Source organism: Streptomyces mashuensis, assembly GCF_014654785.1.
Classification (GTDB): domain Bacteria; phylum Actinomycetota; class Actinomycetes; order Streptomycetales; family Streptomycetaceae; genus Streptomyces; species Streptomyces mashuensis.
This window is the reverse complement of sequence record NZ_BNBD01000001.1, coordinates 695,380-711,044: the sequence shown is the minus strand read 5'-3', so window position 1 is coordinate 711,044 and position 15,665 is coordinate 695,380. Positions and strand designations below refer to the sequence as shown.

Annotated in this window: 18 protein-coding genes; 12 read left to right on the top strand and 6 right to left on the bottom strand. The window is 68.7% G+C overall.

Annotated elements, in window-relative coordinates:
* Nucleotides 1-26: 26 nt before the first annotated feature.
* The 3 genes from IE305_RS02860 to IE305_RS02850 are packed head-to-tail and all read left to right on the top strand — an operon-like array spanning nt 27 to nt 2,954.
* Nucleotides 27-1,022 (top strand): NAD-dependent epimerase/dehydratase family protein, encoded by a 996-nt coding sequence (locus IE305_RS02860; RefSeq protein WP_190127734.1) that lies wholly within the window; start codon nt 27-29, stop codon nt 1,020-1,022.
* Nucleotides 1,023-1,046: 24 nt separating this feature from the next.
* Nucleotides 1,047-2,168 (top strand): adenosylhomocysteinase, encoded by a 1,122-nt coding sequence (locus IE305_RS02855; protein WP_190127733.1) that lies wholly within the window; start codon nt 1,047-1,049, stop codon nt 2,166-2,168.
* 60 nt (nt 2,169-2,228) lie between these two features.
* Nucleotides 2,229-2,954, top strand: coding sequence for a 3-deoxy-manno-octulosonate cytidylyltransferase (locus IE305_RS02850; protein WP_190127732.1), 726 nt, complete (start codon nt 2,229-2,231; stop codon nt 2,952-2,954).
* A 74-nt stretch (nt 2,955-3,028) separates the two neighbouring features.
* On the opposite strand, the gene IE305_RS02845 is transcribed toward IE305_RS02850, so the two are convergent.
* The gene (locus tag IE305_RS02845; RefSeq protein ID WP_190127731.1) at nt 3,029-3,538 is read right to left on the bottom strand and encodes an ArsI/CadI family heavy metal resistance metalloenzyme; all 510 of its coding nucleotides are present in this window, start codon (nt 3,536-3,538) and stop codon (nt 3,029-3,031) included.
* Nucleotides 3,539-3,620: 82 nt separating this feature from the next.
* Here IE305_RS02845 and IE305_RS02840 point away from each other — a divergent pair, with 82 nt between their 5' ends.
* Genes IE305_RS02840 through IE305_RS02830 form a run of 3 tightly spaced genes read left to right on the top strand, consistent with a single transcriptional unit; the run spans nt 3,621 to nt 5,528 of the window.
* Nucleotides 3,621-4,016 (top strand): ArsR/SmtB family transcription factor, encoded by a 396-nt coding sequence (locus IE305_RS02840; RefSeq protein ID WP_190127730.1) that lies wholly within the window; start codon nt 3,621-3,623, stop codon nt 4,014-4,016.
* A complete protein-coding gene (gene arsB / locus IE305_RS02835) occupies nt 4,013-5,116 on the top strand; it encodes an ACR3 family arsenite efflux transporter (RefSeq protein WP_190127729.1) in 1,104 nt (367 codons plus the stop codon). Before IE305_RS02840 ends, arsB begins: the two co-directional genes overlap by 4 nt.
* Nucleotides 5,109-5,528, top strand: coding sequence for an arsenate reductase ArsC (locus tag IE305_RS02830; protein WP_190127728.1), 420 nt, complete (start codon nt 5,109-5,111; stop codon nt 5,526-5,528). The genes arsB and IE305_RS02830 overlap by 8 nt, the downstream gene beginning before the upstream one ends.
* Nucleotides 5,529-5,756: 228 nt before the next feature.
* Here IE305_RS02830 and IE305_RS02825 read toward each other — a convergent pair whose 3' ends face one another.
* The 4 genes from IE305_RS02825 to IE305_RS02810 form a co-directional block, all read right to left on the bottom strand.
* The gene (locus IE305_RS02825; protein WP_190127727.1) at nt 5,757-6,938 is read right to left on the bottom strand and encodes a cytochrome P450 family protein; all 1,182 of its coding nucleotides are present in this window, start codon (nt 6,936-6,938) and stop codon (nt 5,757-5,759) included.
* On the bottom strand, nt 6,935-8,122 hold the full coding sequence (locus IE305_RS02820) for an MAB_1171c family putative transporter (protein WP_308440224.1): 1,188 nt from the start codon (nt 8,120-8,122) through the stop codon (nt 6,935-6,937). The genes IE305_RS02825 and IE305_RS02820 overlap by 4 nt, the downstream gene beginning before the upstream one ends.
* 35 nt (nt 8,123-8,157) lie before the next feature.
* Complete coding sequence (locus IE305_RS02815) at nt 8,158-8,682, bottom strand: M48 family metalloprotease (protein WP_190127725.1); 525 nt, start codon at nt 8,680-8,682, stop codon at nt 8,158-8,160.
* Between the two features lie 158 nt (nt 8,683-8,840).
* On the bottom strand, nt 8,841-9,545 hold the full coding sequence (locus IE305_RS02810) for a beta-ketoacyl-ACP reductase (RefSeq protein ID WP_190127724.1): 705 nt from the start codon (nt 9,543-9,545) through the stop codon (nt 8,841-8,843).
* A gap of 272 nt (nt 9,546-9,817) precedes the next feature.
* Here IE305_RS02810 and IE305_RS02805 point away from each other — a divergent pair, with 272 nt between their 5' ends.
* A complete protein-coding gene (locus IE305_RS02805; protein ID WP_190127723.1) occupies nt 9,818-10,651 on the top strand; it encodes a helix-turn-helix transcriptional regulator in 834 nt (277 codons plus the stop codon).
* Between the two features lie 29 nt (nt 10,652-10,680).
* Here IE305_RS02805 and IE305_RS02800 read toward each other — a convergent pair whose 3' ends face one another.
* A complete protein-coding gene (locus IE305_RS02800) occupies nt 10,681-11,181 on the bottom strand; it encodes a helix-turn-helix domain-containing protein (RefSeq protein WP_308440223.1) in 501 nt (166 codons plus the stop codon).
* Nucleotides 11,182-11,645: 464 nt separating this feature from the next.
* Here IE305_RS02800 and IE305_RS02795 point away from each other — a divergent pair, with 464 nt between their 5' ends.
* The 5 genes from IE305_RS02795 (at nt 11,646) to IE305_RS02775 (ending at nt 15,655) form a co-directional block, all read left to right on the top strand.
* On the top strand, nt 11,646-12,689 hold the full coding sequence (locus IE305_RS02795; protein ID WP_190127722.1) for a hypothetical protein: 1,044 nt from the start codon (nt 11,646-11,648) through the stop codon (nt 12,687-12,689).
* Entirely contained in the window at nt 12,689-13,393 is a 705-nt protein-coding gene (locus IE305_RS02790; protein WP_190127721.1) for an ATP-binding protein, read from the top strand. Before IE305_RS02795 ends, IE305_RS02790 begins: the two co-directional genes overlap by 1 nt.
* 114 nt (nt 13,394-13,507) lie before the next feature.
* On the top strand, nt 13,508-14,107 hold the full coding sequence (locus IE305_RS02785) for a WhiB family transcriptional regulator (protein ID WP_190127720.1): 600 nt from the start codon (nt 13,508-13,510) through the stop codon (nt 14,105-14,107).
* Nucleotides 14,104-15,375: a DUF2637 domain-containing protein gene (locus tag IE305_RS32775; RefSeq protein ID WP_229890452.1), complete on the top strand. Its 1,272-nt coding sequence runs from the start codon at nt 14,104-14,106 to the stop codon at nt 15,373-15,375. The genes IE305_RS02785 and IE305_RS32775 overlap by 4 nt, the downstream gene beginning before the upstream one ends.
* Before the next feature lie 88 nt (nt 15,376-15,463).
* On the top strand, nt 15,464-15,655 hold the full coding sequence (locus IE305_RS02775) for a hypothetical protein (RefSeq protein ID WP_190127719.1): 192 nt from the start codon (nt 15,464-15,466) through the stop codon (nt 15,653-15,655).
* Nucleotides 15,656-15,665 lie beyond the last annotated feature (10 nt).

Here is a 15,665-nt window from a genome sequence, read left to right as displayed (position 1 = left end):
TTGCCGCGACCCATTCGGAGGTCACCATGTCAGAGATCCATCCCGCCGTCTCCGCACCGGTCATCCAGCGTGCGGTCGTGACGGGTGCGGCCGGATTCATCGGCTCCCACCTCGCACACGCCCTTCTCCAGGCAGGCGCCACCGTGGTCGCCGTGGACCGGCGCGGCCCGGCCAGCGACGAGGTCACAGCCATCAACCTCAGCGTGCTGCACGGCCGCGACGGCTACATCCCCGTCACCGCCGACCTCATCGATTGCGCGATCGACCCGCTGCTCGTCGACGCGGACCTCGTCTTCCACCTGGCCGGCGTCCCCGGTGTGCGCCCGTCGTGGGGATGGCAGTTCAGCGAGTACGTCCGCTCCAACATCCTCGCCACCCAGCGCGTGATGGAGGCGGCCACCCGCATGCGCGTCCCCCGCCTGGTGGTGGCCTCCTCCTCGAGCGTCTACGGGGTGACCAGCGGAGGGCCCAGCGTCGAGAGCGACCGTCCCCGCCCGGCTTCTCCGTATGCGGTCACCAAGCTCGCCGAGGAACAGCTGTGCCTGGCCCACGCCGCCCGCGCCGGATGCCCGACCTCCGTCATCGCCCTGCGATACTTCACGGTCTACGGACCCCGCCAGCGCCCGGACATGTTCATCCACCGCGCGCTCGACGCCGCGCTCACCGGCCGCTCCCTGCGGCTCTACGGAGACGGTCACCAGCGCCGGGACTTCACCTTCATCGACGATGTGGTCGCCGCCACCATCGCCGCCGGCGCCGCCTCGGACAACATGAGCATCGTCAACATCGGCGGCGGGACAAACGCCTCCCTCATCGACGTGATCAACATCGCCCAGAGCCTCGCGGGCCGGGAAATCGACGTTCGTTCCGACACGGCGCGCAGCGGAGACGTCCTGAGCACCCGAGCCGATACCCGGCTCGCCGAAGCCGCTCTCGGCTGGCGCGCCACGACCGACTTGCCCAGCGGCATGCGCGCCCAGATGCAGGCGCTCGCCCGGTCCACCTACCCCGCCGCGGCCTGACCTCGCCGCAGAGAGGGAGATGCCGTGGAAGGTCCCGAGAAAGCCCGGCTCGACGCGTACTTCCGTCGGATCACCGCCGAATTCCCCCTCGACGGCGCGATCAGCTTGCTGGTCATCACCCACCTGCTCGCGGAAAGGCCGGCCTTCCTGCACGCGCTGGCCCGCGCGTCGACCATCGCGGCCGTTCTGCCCAAGCCCCGTTCCGTCAACCGCCAGGCGCTTTTGGAAGTCCGGCGCACTTACGCCGTGCACGACCTCAGCCGCGCCACGTTCGCCGACCCCGCCAAAACCCTGGACTACCTGGAGAAGACCGCCCCCGGCCAGGACGTCGTCCTGCTCGACATCGGCGGCTACTTCGCTCCCGCCGTCGCCACCCTGGCCGAGAAGTTCTCCGGCCACGTCCTGGGCATCGTCGAGGACACGGAGAACGGTCACCAGCGGTACGAGGCTCTGGAAGAGCTGCCGTGCCCGGTCTTCTCCGTGGCCCGATCTCCCTTGAAGCACTGCGAGGACCACCTGGTCGGCCGCTCCATCGTCTTCTCGACCGATGCGCTCGTCCGCACTCGGGGCGACATCCTCACCAGCCGCGGTGCCTGTGTCATCGGCTTCGGCAAGGTCGGCCGCTCCGTCGCGCACACCCTGCGCGCCCACGACCTGCGTGTCACCGTCTTCGACAGTGATCCCGTCAAACGAGTACAGGCTCGTTCCCAGGGCTTCTGCACCCCGTCGTCCTGCACCGAGGCGATCCGCGACGCCGAACTCGTTCTCTGCGCCACGGGCAACCTGGCGCTGCGGCAAGGTCACTTCGAAGCCCTCCGCAACGGCGCCTACGTCGCCTCGGTCACCTCCTCTGAAGACGAGCTCGAGCTCGACGCGCTCGACGGCCTCTATCAGCGCGCTCCCGTCGGCGACCACCTGACCCGTTACGAGGTGACCGGGCACTACTTCTACGTGCTCGCCGAAGGAGGAGCGGTCAACTTCGTGCACGGTGCGGCGGTCGGCAGCTATATCCACCTCGTCCAGGCCGAGATCATCGCCGCCACCGCCGCGCTCAGCCACGGCGGGTGCGACCCCGGCCTGCACGAAGTGCCGTCGACGGTCCGGCAGACCATCGCGCAAGTCTGGCTCGACCACTTCGACAGGTGATCACTCGTATTCCCGCCACGGCGCACACGCCCGTGCACACCCCATCAACGAGAGCTGACCATGAATGCCGCACGCCGTCACATAGCGGTCATCCCCTGCCGCTGGGGAGCGTCGAGATTCCCGGGAAAGCCACTTGCCGTGCTCGGCACGATGCCGCTGCTCTGGCACGTCCATCAACGTTGCCGGCAGGCGCACCACCTCGATTACGCCGTCGTCGCGACCGACGACCACCGAATCGAAGCCACGTGTCGCCAGCTCGGCATCCCCTGCATCATGACCGGCGAGCACCCCACCGGCACCGACCGAGTCGCCGAATGCGCACAACGTCTTCAGGCGGACGCATACATCAACGTCCAGGGCGACGAGCCTTTCATCTCCCCCGAGGCGATCGACGCCGTATCGCACGCGCTCACCCGCCCGGACGCCGACGCCCTGGCCGTCAATGCGTACGCCACTCTGAGCGACGCCGCAGCGGTCATCGACCACAACGTCGTCAAGGTCGTCATCGATGACAACGACAAGGCCCTGATGTTCTCCCGCCAGCCGATCCCGTACCCGAAGAGCCACCACCCCACCTACCTTCGGCAGCTCGGCCTTTACGGCTTCACTCGTGACGGGCTCGAACTGTTCCGGCAGCTCGAGCAAGGCCCCGTCGAGCGTGCCGAGGGCATAGAGATGCTCCGCCTCGTCGAACATGGCTACGGAGTCCGCATGGTGCCCGTACCGGACAACGGAATCGCCATCGATACGCCGGAAGACCTCGAAAGAGCGCGGGCAATGCTGTGACGAACTCCGTTGACTTTGAGCAGTAGCCGACCGACTCGGGGCCAGCTTCTCGGGCGGCAAAATAGCCACGAGGCTCAGGCGGCGCAAGAGCACCCGGCGTTGGCCTCCACTTCGGCCGACGCTGGGTCCGGGGCGGCGGCCTGCTCGTTGGAGGTGCAGCAGGCGGTGGCACCGCAGCACTCCGCGGTCGTGATGTCGGCGATCTTGCCAGGGGCGTCGGTGTCGGCCTTGACGACGTAGACCTCCCACGGCTCGCGGCCGGGGCCGTGGACCCAGACCTTGTCCTGGAGCGCGTAGCAGCAGGAGGTGTCGTTCTCCTCGAAGGTGGCCAGGCTGGCCGCCTTGAGGCGCTCGGTCGCGGCGGTGACCTCGTCGGTGCTCTCCACCTCTACGCCGAGGTGGTCGAGGCGGGTGTCCTGGCCGGCCTCGCCCTCGATGAGGACGAGCTTCAGCGGCGGCTCGGCGACGGCGAAGTTCGCGTAGCCGGGCCGCCGCTTGGCGGGCGCGACGCCGAAGAGCTTGGAGTAGAAGGTCACCGACGCTTCGAGGTCGGCGACGTTGAGCGCGAGCTGAACACGGAACATGGCGATCTCCTCGATCTCTAACTGTATCGATCGACTTCGATGCAAGCTTGCGCCTTGAATCGACAAGCGTCAACATAGAGACATGTCGAATCAAGAATTCGTGATGCTCGGGCAGGACGGCCCCGGTGGCTGCTGCCCCGGCCTGCTGACTGCCCCGCTCGCCGAGGACCAGGCCGTAGAGCTCGCGAAGGTCTTCAAGGCCCTGGGTGACCCCGTGCGGCTGCGGCTGCTGTCGATGATCGCCTCGCGGGCCGGCGGGGAGGTGTGCGTGTGCGACCTGACCCCGGCGTTCGACCTGTCGCAGCCGACGATCTCGCATCACCTGAAGCTGCTGAAGCAGGCCGGCCTGATCGCCTCCGAGCGGCGCGGTACGTGGGTGTACTACCGGCTGCTGCCGGAGATGACCGACCGTCTCGCCGGCATCCTCACCCGACCCGCCGGCGAGCCCCTGCCCGAGCCGGCCGAGTCTGCCTCGTGACCCGCACGGCTACCGCCCCGGTGGCGGCCCGGCTGTCCTTCCTCGACCGGTACCTCGCGGTGTGGATTCTCGCCGCGATGGCCGCCGGTCTCGGCCTGGGGCGTCTCGTGCCCGGCCTAGGGGATGCGCTGGCGAAGGTGACCGTCACTGGGGTCTCGCTGCCGATCGCACTGGGGCTGCTGGTGATGATGTACCCGGTGCTGGCCAAGGTCCGCTACGACCGCCTCGACACCGTCACCCGCGACCGCCGGCTCCTCGTGCCCTCCCTGGTGCTGAACTGGGTGCTCGGTCCCGCCGTGATGTTCGCGCTGGCGTGGCTGTTCCTGCCGGACCTGCCCGAGTACCGCACCGGCCTGATCATCGTCGGGCTGGCCCGCTGCATCGCCATGGTCATCATCTGGAACGACCTCGCCGGCGGCGACCGCGAAGCCGCCGCCGTCCTGGTCGCGCTCAACAGCGTTTTCCAGGTGATCGCCTTCGCGGGACTGGGCTGGTTCTACCTGTCCCTCCTGCCCGGCTGGCTCGGCCTGGAGACCACCGCGCTCGACGTCTCCGTGTGGGAGATCGCCCGCAGCGTGCTGATCTTCCTGGGCATCCCGCTCGCCGCCGGCTACCTCACCCGCCGCCTCGGCGAGAAGACCAAGGGCCGCACCTGGTACGAGACGAAGCTGATCCCCCGCATCGGGCCGTTCGCTCTCCACGGGCTGCTGTTCACCATCGTCGTGCTCTTCGCCCTTCAGGGCGACGCCATCACTTCCCGGCCTCTCGACGTCGCCCGGATCGCGCTGCCCCTGCTGGTCTACTTCGCCGTCATGTGGGCCGGATCGATGGCACTGGGCCGCGCGGCCGGTCTGGACCACCCGCGCGCCACGACCCTGGCGTTCACCGCTGCGGGCAACAACTTCGAGCTGGCCATCGCGGTGGCCATCGCCACCTTCGGCGCCTCCTCCGGCCAGGCCCTCGCCGGAGTCGTCGGCCCGCTGATCGAGGTACCCGTCCTGATCGGCCTGGTGTACGTCGCTCTGGCCGCCCGTCGCTACTTCCCGCCGTCCCCCGCCGGCCAGCCGGCCACCGCCCCGGAAGGTTCTGCCCGTGTCTGAGTCCCTCAAGCCCTCGGTCCTCTTCGTGTGCGTCCACAACGCCGGCCGCTCCCAGATGGGCGCCGCCTTCCTCGCCCACCTCGGCGCAGGCCGGGTCGAGGTCCGCTCCGCCGGCTCCGCCCCCGCCGAGACCGTGAACCCGGCCGTCGTCGAGGCGATGCGCGAGGTCGGCATCGACATCTCCGCCCAGACGCCGAAGCTGCTGACCACCGACGCCGTCGAGGCGTCCGACGTCGTCATCACCATGGGCTGCGGCGACGCCTGCCCCGTCTTCCCCGGCAAGCGCTACCTCGACTGGACACTCGACGACCCCGCCGGCCAGGGCGTCGACGCCGTCCGCCCCATCCGCGACGCGATCGAGCACCACGTCCGCAGCCTGCTCACCGACCTCGGTATCGAGGCTGGCGCATGACGGGTGTCCCCAGGGCCTGTACGACGGGTCAACTACAAGCGCGGAGGGTCCGATTGAGATCAACAGGCGACGAGAAGTGCCAACTCCTCCGAGCCAGTATGGGATAGGCGTCAACGAGCCAGCGGGTACCAGCCCCCGGTCGGCCAGGACAGTTCACAATGGAGTGATTACTCAGCTGCGCGCCAATACGAGAGGGCCCAATAACCACTCCGTATGCGGAACCTCCCTTTACCGAGTGAGCACCGGCAGGGATTCCAGTCCCCGCATGAGTCGCGTTCGACGCCATCGAAGTTCTTCGGGCGCTACCGCGAGGCGGAGTCCGGGGAACCGGGCCAGGAGCGCGCCTAGGCCGAGCTCCGCCTCGGCCAAGGCGAGCGGCGCGCCCAGGCAACGGTGGATTCCGTGCCCGAAGGCCAGGTGCCCCCTGGCGTCGCGGTCGGCATCAGGGAGATCGGGAGTCGGGTATTGAGCGGGGTCCCGGTTGGCTGCTCCCGGCGAGATGAGCACGGGCACGCCGGCGGGGATTTCGGTATCGCCGAGAGTGATCACCTTTGTGCTGTAGCGGAAGGTGGCGATGCCGACCGGCGAGTCGTAGCGCAACAGCTCATTCAGCATGCTGCTCATCGTGCCGGGTTCGGTTCGTACGCGGTTGAGGAGTTCGGGGTGCTGGAGGAGCGCCAGGACGGCGCTGCCGATGAAGTTGGTCGTGGTCTCGTGGCCGGCTACGAGCAGGAGGACGGCAAGGGAGACGAGCTCGTCCTCGCTGAGGTGTTCGCCTTCGTCCCGGACGGTGATCAGGTCGTGCAGGAGGCTGTCGTCCGGGGTTCGTTGCTTGGCCTCGATGAGGTCGGCCATGTAGCCGGCCACGGCGTGGGAGGCTTCGTCGATCCGCTGGGGCTGTCCGGCAGCGAAGAGGTCGCTCGACCAGGTACGTACCTGGGCTCGGTCGGCCTCGGGGATGCCGAGCAGCTGGCAGATCACCGTGACCGGCAGTGGCACGGCGAGACCGGCGATGACGTCGGCTTCCCCGTCGTCCGGGAAGCCGTCGAGGAGGCGGTCGGCGGTGTCCCGGATGTACGGCCGCAAGCGGGTGACGGCGCCGGTGGTGAAGGCTTTGGTCACCAGGCGGCGCAGCCGGGTGTGCTCAGGCGGGTCGGTGGCGAGCATGGTGTGGGCGACCGCGGGGTGGAGGTTACGGCCCGAGGGACGGTCCGCGAAGAACCGGGCGGTGTCCTTGGACAGTCCCGGGTCCGTGAACGCCTCCTTCGCTTCGGCGTAGCCGGTCACCAGATAGCTGTGCCTGCCGCCGGAGCCGGTGGTCACCTGCTTGACTGGGGCTGCCGCCCGGAGTTCGTCATAGAAGGGATAGGGGTTCTGGAGGAGCTCCGGGCACGACAGCGGGTCGCTCATGGTGTGGAAACTACTTCCTTTTCCTGGGCGGTCTCGGTGGTGGTCGCGCGCACGACGTCGCTGTCGGCGTATGCCTTTGCGACGAGGAGCAGCCACTCGGTCTCGGCTCTCAGGTTGCCCTCTCGTTTGTCGGTGCCGGGTGCAGGCCGGGCGATGTCGCCGTTCGGTTTCAGGCCGCGGTGCTTGGCCCTGACAGCGTCTTTGAGGACAGCCGCTTCCACGGTGGCATGTCCGCGGAGCGTGTCGGCCTCACCGAGCTGGGCCAGCGCGTGTGTGGTGGCGTGCTGGACCCGTCCGGAGCGGTATGCCCGCAGGGTGAGGATGCCGTCGTTGATCTCGATGACGCGGCGGTGGAGGAAGAAGTCCGCGTCGTCCTCCGCCACTTCGCCGGAGCCGGCGGGGGTGAGAACAATGTCCGGGCTGACCTCGACGAGCTCGCTCCACAGAGACGCGAGGGCCTTGAAGGAGCGGGTCTCCCAGCGCTTGCGGGCCAGTTGACTGAGGGGCCAGGCCAGCGCCGGAAGGGTCAGGCCGAAGACGACCAGCAGCACGCCGATGGCAGGCGCTGCAACGCTGAATGTGCAGCGCACCGGGGTCACCATGCTGGAGCACTGGTAGCCGTGCGTGATCAGGCCCAGGTCGAACCCAAGGGAGACCAGGGTGAAGATCTTGTAGCAGCAGTAGACCAGGGCGGAGGCGCAGCCGACGGACGCCGTGCGCAGTCCGATGCGTTGGCTCGTCCGGCGGGATCGGAAGGACTGCTTCCAGGTCTGGACGAGGAATTCACCGACGGTGATGCCCAGGTAGGCGACGTAGACGAAGAGGTAGAGCGCGTAGAGCTGCGGGGAGAACCGGTCTTCGTCTCCGGCGACGAATAGCCCGCTCATCACGGAGACCGCGGAGATCAGGTAGATCAGGCGCAAGCGGATGCGTCGGCGGGCCGTGTCGGGGTCGCTGATCTGGAACATGAAGGCCAGGACCGCGGTAGCGGCGGTCAGACTGGCGCAGTTGCTGACGAGCCGGGAGCCGTGGGGGATGACGGACTCGACGACGTACCGGCCTGCGGGAGCGTACGCGGCGAAGGCCACCCAGAGCGAGGCGAAGATGGCGACCATTGCGTTCGCGCCTACTGGGCGCCGATTCGTACGACGGCCCCGGACGAACCAGAAGAGGGCCGCCAGCATGAGAATGTCCGCGGTATGGAAAATGAGGGGTGGGGTCACAGTCTTTTGCGCTTTTTCTGGGGGAAGTGTGCGAAGAGGGCTTCCCAGCGTTCACTTCGGTCGTGAGGCTGACTGGGCGGAAATTCCATTCCGCGGTAGATCCGCTGGCGGATGACGGTGGCCATGACTTCCGCCTCGCGCTCGTCGTCGGTGCGGTAGCTGGTACGGCCGGACATCCGCTGTACGAGCGTGGGATTCAGCCCGAGCGCCTGGTCCGCGCTGTCGCCCAGTGACAGGGTGCCCGGGTGGTCGCACAGGACGTGGCCGATTTCGTGGGCGAGGATATGCATCTGGTGGAGCGCGGAGGTGCCGCGCTCGAAGTACAGGACGTCAGCGGTGGAGGTCTCAACGCGGATACCGCACGGCAGGTCGCCCGTGACCGCGGTGTCCATGGGGCGCAGGATGATCGGTTTGCCGCGGAGTTCGGCCACGGCGTCGCACAGCTGTTGGGTGCCGAAGCGGTGAGGAAGACTCAGGGCTTCGAGCCGCTCCGAGCAGGCTATGCGCAGCCGGTCGTCCATGTTCTCCTCCAATTCCGTCTGGGCCCGTGTCGCTTTCCCGACCTCCCTGCGCGGGCGCGATGCCTACGGCGTTGTCCATCTGGGGGCGGCTTTCGCCAGCACTCACCAGAGCTGGGATGCGGCTGTACGGGCCATGCCGCTCGTGTGCTGGTTGCGGGTCAGTGGCCCATGGCGACGCCGCCGTCGACCGGGATCACTGCTCCGGTGATGTACGCGGCCTCGGGGCTGGCGATGAATCTGACGGCGTGGGCGATCTCTTCCGGTGCCGCGGCGCGGCGCAGAGGGATCTGCTCGAGGATGTGCTGCTTGCGCTCCTCCGGCAGGGCGGCAGTCATGTCGGTGTCCGTCAGGCCGGGGGCGACGATGTTGACGGTGATGCCGCGGGAGCCGAGCTCCTTGGCCAGGGAACGGCCGAATCCGACAAGGCCGGCCTTGGAGGCCGCGTAGTTCGACTGACCCGCCTCGCCGGCGAGGGCGACGGCGGAAGCGATCAGGACGATGCGGCCCTTGCGGGCGCGGAGCATGCCTCGGGCCGCTTGTTTGGCGACACGGAAGGCCCCGATGAGGTTGGCGTCCAGGACGGCGAGGAAGTCGGCCTCGTCCATGCGCAGGAGCAGGTTGTCCTTGGTGATGCCGGCGTTGGCTACAAGGACCTCGACCGGCCCCTGCTCCTGTTCGATCGCCGAGAAGGCCTGGGCTACCTGGTCCGAGTCGGTGACGTCGCAGCGCACGCCGAACAGTCCTTCCGGGGGCTCGCCGCTGCGGTAGGTGACCGCGACCCGGTCCCCCGCGGCCGAGAGAGCCCGGGCGATGGCCAGTCCGATCCCTCGGTTTCCACCCGTGACAAGAACAGAGCGCGACATTGCGAATTAAACTTTCTCGAATTGAACTTCCATGTCGGCCGATCGCTCAATGACCAGCCCCTGCATTCTGCACCTTCACAATCGCCACTCGGAGTGGCGACAGTCGGTGTGACGCTGCCTGCATTAGGCCGATCGGGGGATCTTCCCCCGCACGGTCTGTCAGTCCCTGCCTTCGCCCTGACCTCGCCAGTTGGCTCGCGCATCCATCGTTCTGAGGGCACGATCAGAAAAAGAACCGCTGCCCTTGCGTAAGAGGGAGGACCGCGCCCACCATGGAGAACGGTGACAGACATCTCAAAGATGTCAGGCCGTCAGGGAACGAGCTTGGGCAGCTGCTCGTCTCCTGGCGTGAGAGGCTCGACCCGCGGAGGATCCCCGGCATCGATACGCAGCGACGCCGCCTGAGATCCGGCCTCACTCAACAGGAAGTGGCCACCCTGACAGGGGTGAGCGTCACCTGGTACCGCAAGCTGGAGAAGGGCGAGCCGGCCGATTTCTCGGACGCCTTCCTGCAGCGGCTCGCCATGACACTGCGTTTGGACGAGACCGAGCGCGGAGTACTGTTCCAGCTGGCCGTAGGCCGGACACCCGAGCCAACCCGCCTGGCCGTGGACACAGCGGTCGACGAGAGCATGCAAGCCCTCCTGGATACCCAGCTCCCGAATCCGGCCTACGTCACCAACCTCTGGTGGGACATCGTCGCGCACAACGATCAGCAGGCGGACTGGTTCCCCTGGATTCCGTACGAGCGGAACAGCATGCGGTGGGCCTTCCTCTACCCGGAGGCCCGCGAGCAGCTGGTCAACTGGCGAGACGACTGGGCGAATCCCTTTCTGGCGCAAATCCGGGTGGCCATCGCACATAACCCGAAGAGCAAGGAACTTGCGCAGCTCCGCGACGACATCCTCTCCGGAAACGCAGAAGCGGCGGAACTCTGGAAGGCAAACCGGACTCAGGTACATCCCGACGGGGATATCCGGCGTCTGCGACTGCCCTACCACCAGAGGGAAGAGGTGCCGGTGAAAATCATGGCCCTGGCCCCATTGCGCAATACGCAGCTGCGCTTCATCGTCCTCATGCGCAATTGGACACCGCGCCGGCCCTAAGCAGCGCGGCAGTTCCTACCACAGGCAGGCTACTGGCTGAGATCCAGACCGTGCGCTGGCTCTCCATCGGACAAGCCTTCGATGCTCCGAGCCTGCTCGATGAGCGCCGTGACCATGCTCAGGCTGTTCCCGGACAGCCCCTTCGCACGCAGGGCAACGCGCCGCACGTCCTGGTCCCGCATCGCGGCGACCAGCGCGATCTCGGCTTCCGTCCGCTCCTTGGCCTCCTGGTCGAAGAAGTACCCGGGCTCGACGCCGAAGAAGTCGGCGAGTGCCTTGATCGTCGACATCATCGGGTTCTTCTTCTGCCCGGTGCGCAGCTGTGCGATGGCGCTGGCGGAGATGCCCTTGCCGCCGTTCGCTGCGGCCTTGGTGATCGCCTCCGCGACCTCCGCATTGGTGTACGAGCCGCGCCCGGGTGGGTGGATCTCCTGGAACAGGTGCTCCAGAAGCTCGGCGAACGTCTTTCCCGAACTGCCTGCCATCTCCGCCCTCCCCTCACCCGGGTCACCGGTCAACTTAGCGATCACCACTCCAGTGTAGCGCCAGCCTGAGGTCGGACACTCCAGTTGACCGCACGGTGTAACTGGGGTGTAAGTTTTTCACGGCCCGCAACACCCGAGTGTTCCGTCGCAGGTCAGATAGGTAGCACCGCTGGACTGTGGCGGAGGGCTAACCGTATGGTGCTGATCCCCGCAGCCAGGGAGGTCCGGGGAGAAGGGGTGGTAGACGCGGCGCCACGACAGACGCAGACACGAGCTGGCGCCCGAGAGCGGTAACTCTCAGGCGCCAACCACAGCGACGCTCCCGCCTCTGCAAAGGCGAGGAGGTCCAACCAGAGCCGATCCGGACCCTTTGGACGAGGCATCCCGGACGGCCCCACTCGAAGGAGCGATTGTTACATGCCTGCTCACCAGCAGGAAAGCTCGGCGGACCAAGCCGCCGGCCTCGGCCCGCACGCCGGGCGCCGCGCGGCTGACGGGGGCTGCTGATCATGGCGCGCATCCGCACGATCAAGCCGGAGGCGTTCGTCTCCGAGTCCCTCGCCGCCTGCACGGTCACCGCCGAGCGGACGTTCTTCGGGCTACTCACCCAGGCCGACGACCACGGGCGTCACCGTGATCATCCCGCGATCATCGCCGGGAAGCTGTGGCCGCTGCGCCCCGAGCACACCCCGCTGGACGTCGAAGACGATCTCCAGCAGCTCGCCAGTGCCGGGCTGATCTGCCGGTACACCGGGTGCGACGGGCGCGGGTACCTGCACATCGTGGCCTGGGCGAAGCACCAGAAGATCGACCGGCCCAGCGCTTCGCGCCTGCCGCTGTGCTCCGCCCACGACCAGGACAAGCGATGCGGTGCCTGCAAGGCCGAGTGCGGCCACACGCCACGGCCGGATCACGCGCCAACACCCTCGGTCCGCGTTGTCGAGGACTCGGTGAACACTCCCCGAGCGCTCGTCGAGCCCTCGACGAACGTTCGACGAGTCCTCGCGAGCCCCGAACAGCCCTCGCCGCCGAAGACCGCCCCCTCCCCCACACTCGCGGACACCCCGGCGCCTTCCGATGGGCACCTGGAAGCTGCCACCTCCACGGTTGACGAGGAAAACGCAGGTCAAAGCACATTCGACGAAGATTCATCGAACTCTCGGCGAGGACTCGACGAGCCCTCGCCGTCTGGATCTAGGATCTTGGATCCTGGATCCATCCCTTCGGGGCGCACCGCGCCCCCGCCCTCGACCGTCTCGGCCAAGACCCTGATCGGCGAGTACATCGCCGCCTGCGCGCACCGGCCTCCGGAGCGGGTACTCGGGCATCTGGGGCGGGAGCTGAACCAGCTGCTCGGCGAGGGCATCGCCACCGAGCACCTGCGCGCCGCGCTGGAGCGGCTGCGGGCGAAGGGGCTGAGCCCGAGTGTGCTGCCGAGCCTGGTCAACGAGGTCATGAACGCCACCGCCCGGCATGCCCCCTCCGGGGTAGGCGGCGGGTACTCGCCCTGGATGAACCCGGCCGACGACTCGGCGTACGAGGAGGCACTCTGATGCACCCTCACCGTCGCGATCCAGCGCCCTTGTCGGCCGCCCCGATCGCCGCCCGCTTCCAGCGGATCTTCGCCGAGCGCGGCATGCCTCCGAGCGGGATGCCGGTCAGCGACACCCCCGAGCCGATCCCCGCCCTCGAGCGAGCCCAGAAGCAGATCCCGCGCCTGTACCGGGACGCAGTCGCCGACCACCCCCGGGTGGCCGCCTGGGTACACACCATCGCCGGCACCGCCGAGGCACCGAACGTCTCCGCGCGGCGGCAGGTGACGCACGGCCCGTCGCTGCTACTGGTCGGCCGGACCGGACGGGGCAAGACCCACGCCGCCTATGGGGCGATCCGCAGCCTGCTCGGCGCCGGCATCGACGTGCGCTGGCACGCCACCACCGCCGCCGACCTCTACGCCGAGATGCGCTCGCGTCAGGGCGCCGACCCGGAGTGGATGCTGCGCCGCATCATCCGCATCCCGGTGCTGATCCTGGATGACCTCGGCGCCGCGAAGTCCTCGGAATGGACCGAGGAACTGACCTACCGGCTGATCAACCAGCGCAGCATCCACCAGCTGCCCACCCTGGTCACCAGCAACCTGCCCGTCGGCGACCTCCGGGCGCAGATCGGCGACCGTGTCGCCTCCCGCCTGGCCGGCATGTGCGAGCAAGTGGTCTTCACCGGCTCTGACCGCCGCCGCCACGGCAACGCCGCCTAACCCGGCCCAGACCGCCAAAGCGGCCAGCCGCATCCCCTCGAACATCTCCGCAGACCCGAACCCCTGGCCGAGCGCTACCCGCACAGCGCCCTGGGGGCGAACGGAGCCACCAGCATGCACGCCCGTACCACCACCCTGCCCTCGACCGACTTCCGTCGACTGGGCGACCACTCCTGGCACGACAAGGCCACCTGCAGCAGCCTCGACCCGCAGACCGCGGACCAGCTGTTCTTCCCCACCCCCCGCGCCCGTAAGGACATCGCCCAGGCCAAAGCACTGTGCGCCCAGTGCCCCGTACGCCGGATCTGCCTGGACGCCGCCCTCGAAAGCGAGAGCGTCCATGGCATCCGCGGCGGCCTGACCGAGGCCGAGCGCCGCCCCCTGCACGACCAACTCGCCCGCCGCCTGGACCGTGACCGCATCGCTGCCCGGCTGCGTGGCATGGACGTCCACCTCAGCAACGCCGAGCGCACCGCCGTCGCCCGCCGCGCCTACCAGCTTGGCTTCTCCGCCGAACAGCTCGCCTGGACCCTGAACGTCAGCGAGGACTGGGCGACCGACCTCCTGCGCACCGCGCACCTGGAGGTCGAGGAACGCGACCGCTACTGGGACGGCACCAAGACCGACGGCCGACCAGCAGGCGCCCCCGCGACGACCGTGACCGAACCGCTCGGTGCAGCGATCGACCGCGACAGCCTCGGCGAGGCAGCGTGACCCACGCCCACCCCACCACCGCCGAGGTCGGCGGCTGGGACCGCGCCGCCATCCTGCTCCTCGGTGCCGCCGGCTGCGCCATCTCCTACGACGCGCTGCAGCAGATGGCCACCGCCATCCACATCCGCGGCCTGCTCACCTACCTCTTCCCCCTCCTGGTCGACGGGTTCATCGGCTACGGCGTCCGCGCGCTGATCGTCACCCGGACGGCGCCCTGGAGAGCCCGCCTCTATATATGGGTGCTGTTCGGCACCGCGACTGCGGCCAGCATCTGGGCCAACGCCCTGCACGCCGTCCGCCTCAACCAGATCAACCATGTCTCCGGCGCCGGTCTACGTCTCGGCGACCTCACTGTCGGCGTCCTGTCCACCCTGGCTCCGCTCGCGCTCGCCGGCGCCGTCCACCTCTACATCCTCATCACCCGCCACCAGCACGCTGTCGGAGCCAGCTGGCGTGGACCGGTCCGCCCGGACCATTCCACGGGCGGGGACCGGTCCGCGGACACGGTCCGCACCCACCTGTCAGACGACACCGACGGACCGGTCCGCACGCAGGCTTCTGCCGACACGGACCAGTGGACCGCGGATGCGGACCAGTCCACTGAGCAAGAGCACGCGGCCAGCCGGCCGGACCGGACCGCGCGAAGCGGTCCACGCCACAGCGGAGACTCCGGAGCGGCCAGCGGACCGGTCCGCACCGCCGGCGGACCGCGGACCACTACGGGCAGCGGACGGCAGAGCCGGCACCCGGCTCCGGATCGCGAACGCGCCCGGCCGCACCCGCAGGACGAGGTGGCCAGCCCCATGTTCCCGGTCGGCCGAGCGGACCGGTCCGCTCGTGCGAAGGGCCCCACTGACGCTCCGCCGGCTGCAGGCGATCAGACACCCGGTGGACCGTCCACAGGTTCGGCGGACCGGTCCGCAGCGGACCAGCGGACCAGCACCCCCAGCGCGGGCCAGCCCGCGGACCAGGAAGCGGGGACCAGTCCGCAGGAGCGGTCCGCACCGCTGAGCGCCGTCGACGACGGTCGGTGGACCGGCTCCGCTGCGGACCGGGAAGGTGCGGACCGGTCCGCGCCCGGTCCGCACGATGGCGATGGTGACGAGCAGGATCTCGAGCAGCTCCTCCCCATCGCCCGTGCCGCGGTCCGGCGTGAAGGCCGCATCAACCGGACCGTCGTCCGGGGCGGACTGCGGGAGCAGCAGATCCAGGTCAGCAACCAGCGCCTGGGCCTGATCCTCCAGCGCCTGCGCGCCGAAGCCGCCTGACGCTCCGACTCCCCCATCCCCGCAGTGCGCGGCTGGCCGACCCGCTCCGGCCTGCCGCGCACCGCGCGAACGACCAAGGACCCTCTCCGTGCACCACTGCCACCGCTTCCGCACCATCCGGACCGCCTTCGAACGCGAAATCGCCGGCTACGAGCTCCGCGCCGAGCGCGCGGTGCACAGCCCGATGGGCAGGTCCTGCCACAGCAGCGCCCAGACCACCCGCCACGCCATGGCCCGCGCCCTGAACCGGCACCTCGGCCGCTGCCGCGAATGCGGCTGACCGGACATTC

Excerpts from the sequence above, each read along its gene's own strand:
- IE305_RS02860 (WP_190127734.1), top strand. The coding sequence starts at position 27 with ATGTCAGAGATCCATCCCGCCGTCTCCGCACCGGTCATCCAGCGTGCG.
- IE305_RS02850 (WP_190127732.1), top strand. The coding sequence starts at position 2,229 with ATGAATGCCGCACGCCGTCACATAGCGGTCATCCCCTGCCGCTGGGGA.
- IE305_RS02845 (WP_190127731.1), bottom strand. The coding sequence starts at position 3,538 with ATGTTCCGTGTTCAGCTCGCGCTCAACGTCGCCGACCTCGAAGCGTCG.
- IE305_RS02840 (WP_190127730.1), top strand. The coding sequence starts at position 3,621 with ATGTCGAATCAAGAATTCGTGATGCTCGGGCAGGACGGCCCCGGTGGC.
- IE305_RS02825 (WP_190127727.1), bottom strand. The coding sequence starts at position 6,938 with ATGAGCGACCCGCTGTCGTGCCCGGAGCTCCTCCAGAACCCCTATCCC.
- IE305_RS02820 (WP_308440224.1), bottom strand. The coding sequence starts at position 8,122 with ATGCTGGCGGCCCTCTTCTGGTTCGTCCGGGGCCGTCGTACGAATCGG.
- IE305_RS02815 (WP_190127725.1), bottom strand. The coding sequence starts at position 8,682 with ATGGACGACCGGCTGCGCATAGCCTGCTCGGAGCGGCTCGAAGCCCTG.
- IE305_RS02810 (WP_190127724.1), bottom strand. The coding sequence starts at position 9,545 with ATGTCGCGCTCTGTTCTTGTCACGGGTGGAAACCGAGGGATCGGACTG.
- IE305_RS02805 (WP_190127723.1), top strand. The coding sequence starts at position 9,818 with ATGGAGAACGGTGACAGACATCTCAAAGATGTCAGGCCGTCAGGGAAC.
- IE305_RS02795 (WP_190127722.1), top strand. The coding sequence starts at position 11,646 with ATGGCGCGCATCCGCACGATCAAGCCGGAGGCGTTCGTCTCCGAGTCC.
- IE305_RS02790 (WP_190127721.1), top strand. The coding sequence starts at position 12,689 with ATGCACCCTCACCGTCGCGATCCAGCGCCCTTGTCGGCCGCCCCGATC.
- IE305_RS02785 (WP_190127720.1), top strand. The coding sequence starts at position 13,508 with ATGCACGCCCGTACCACCACCCTGCCCTCGACCGACTTCCGTCGACTG.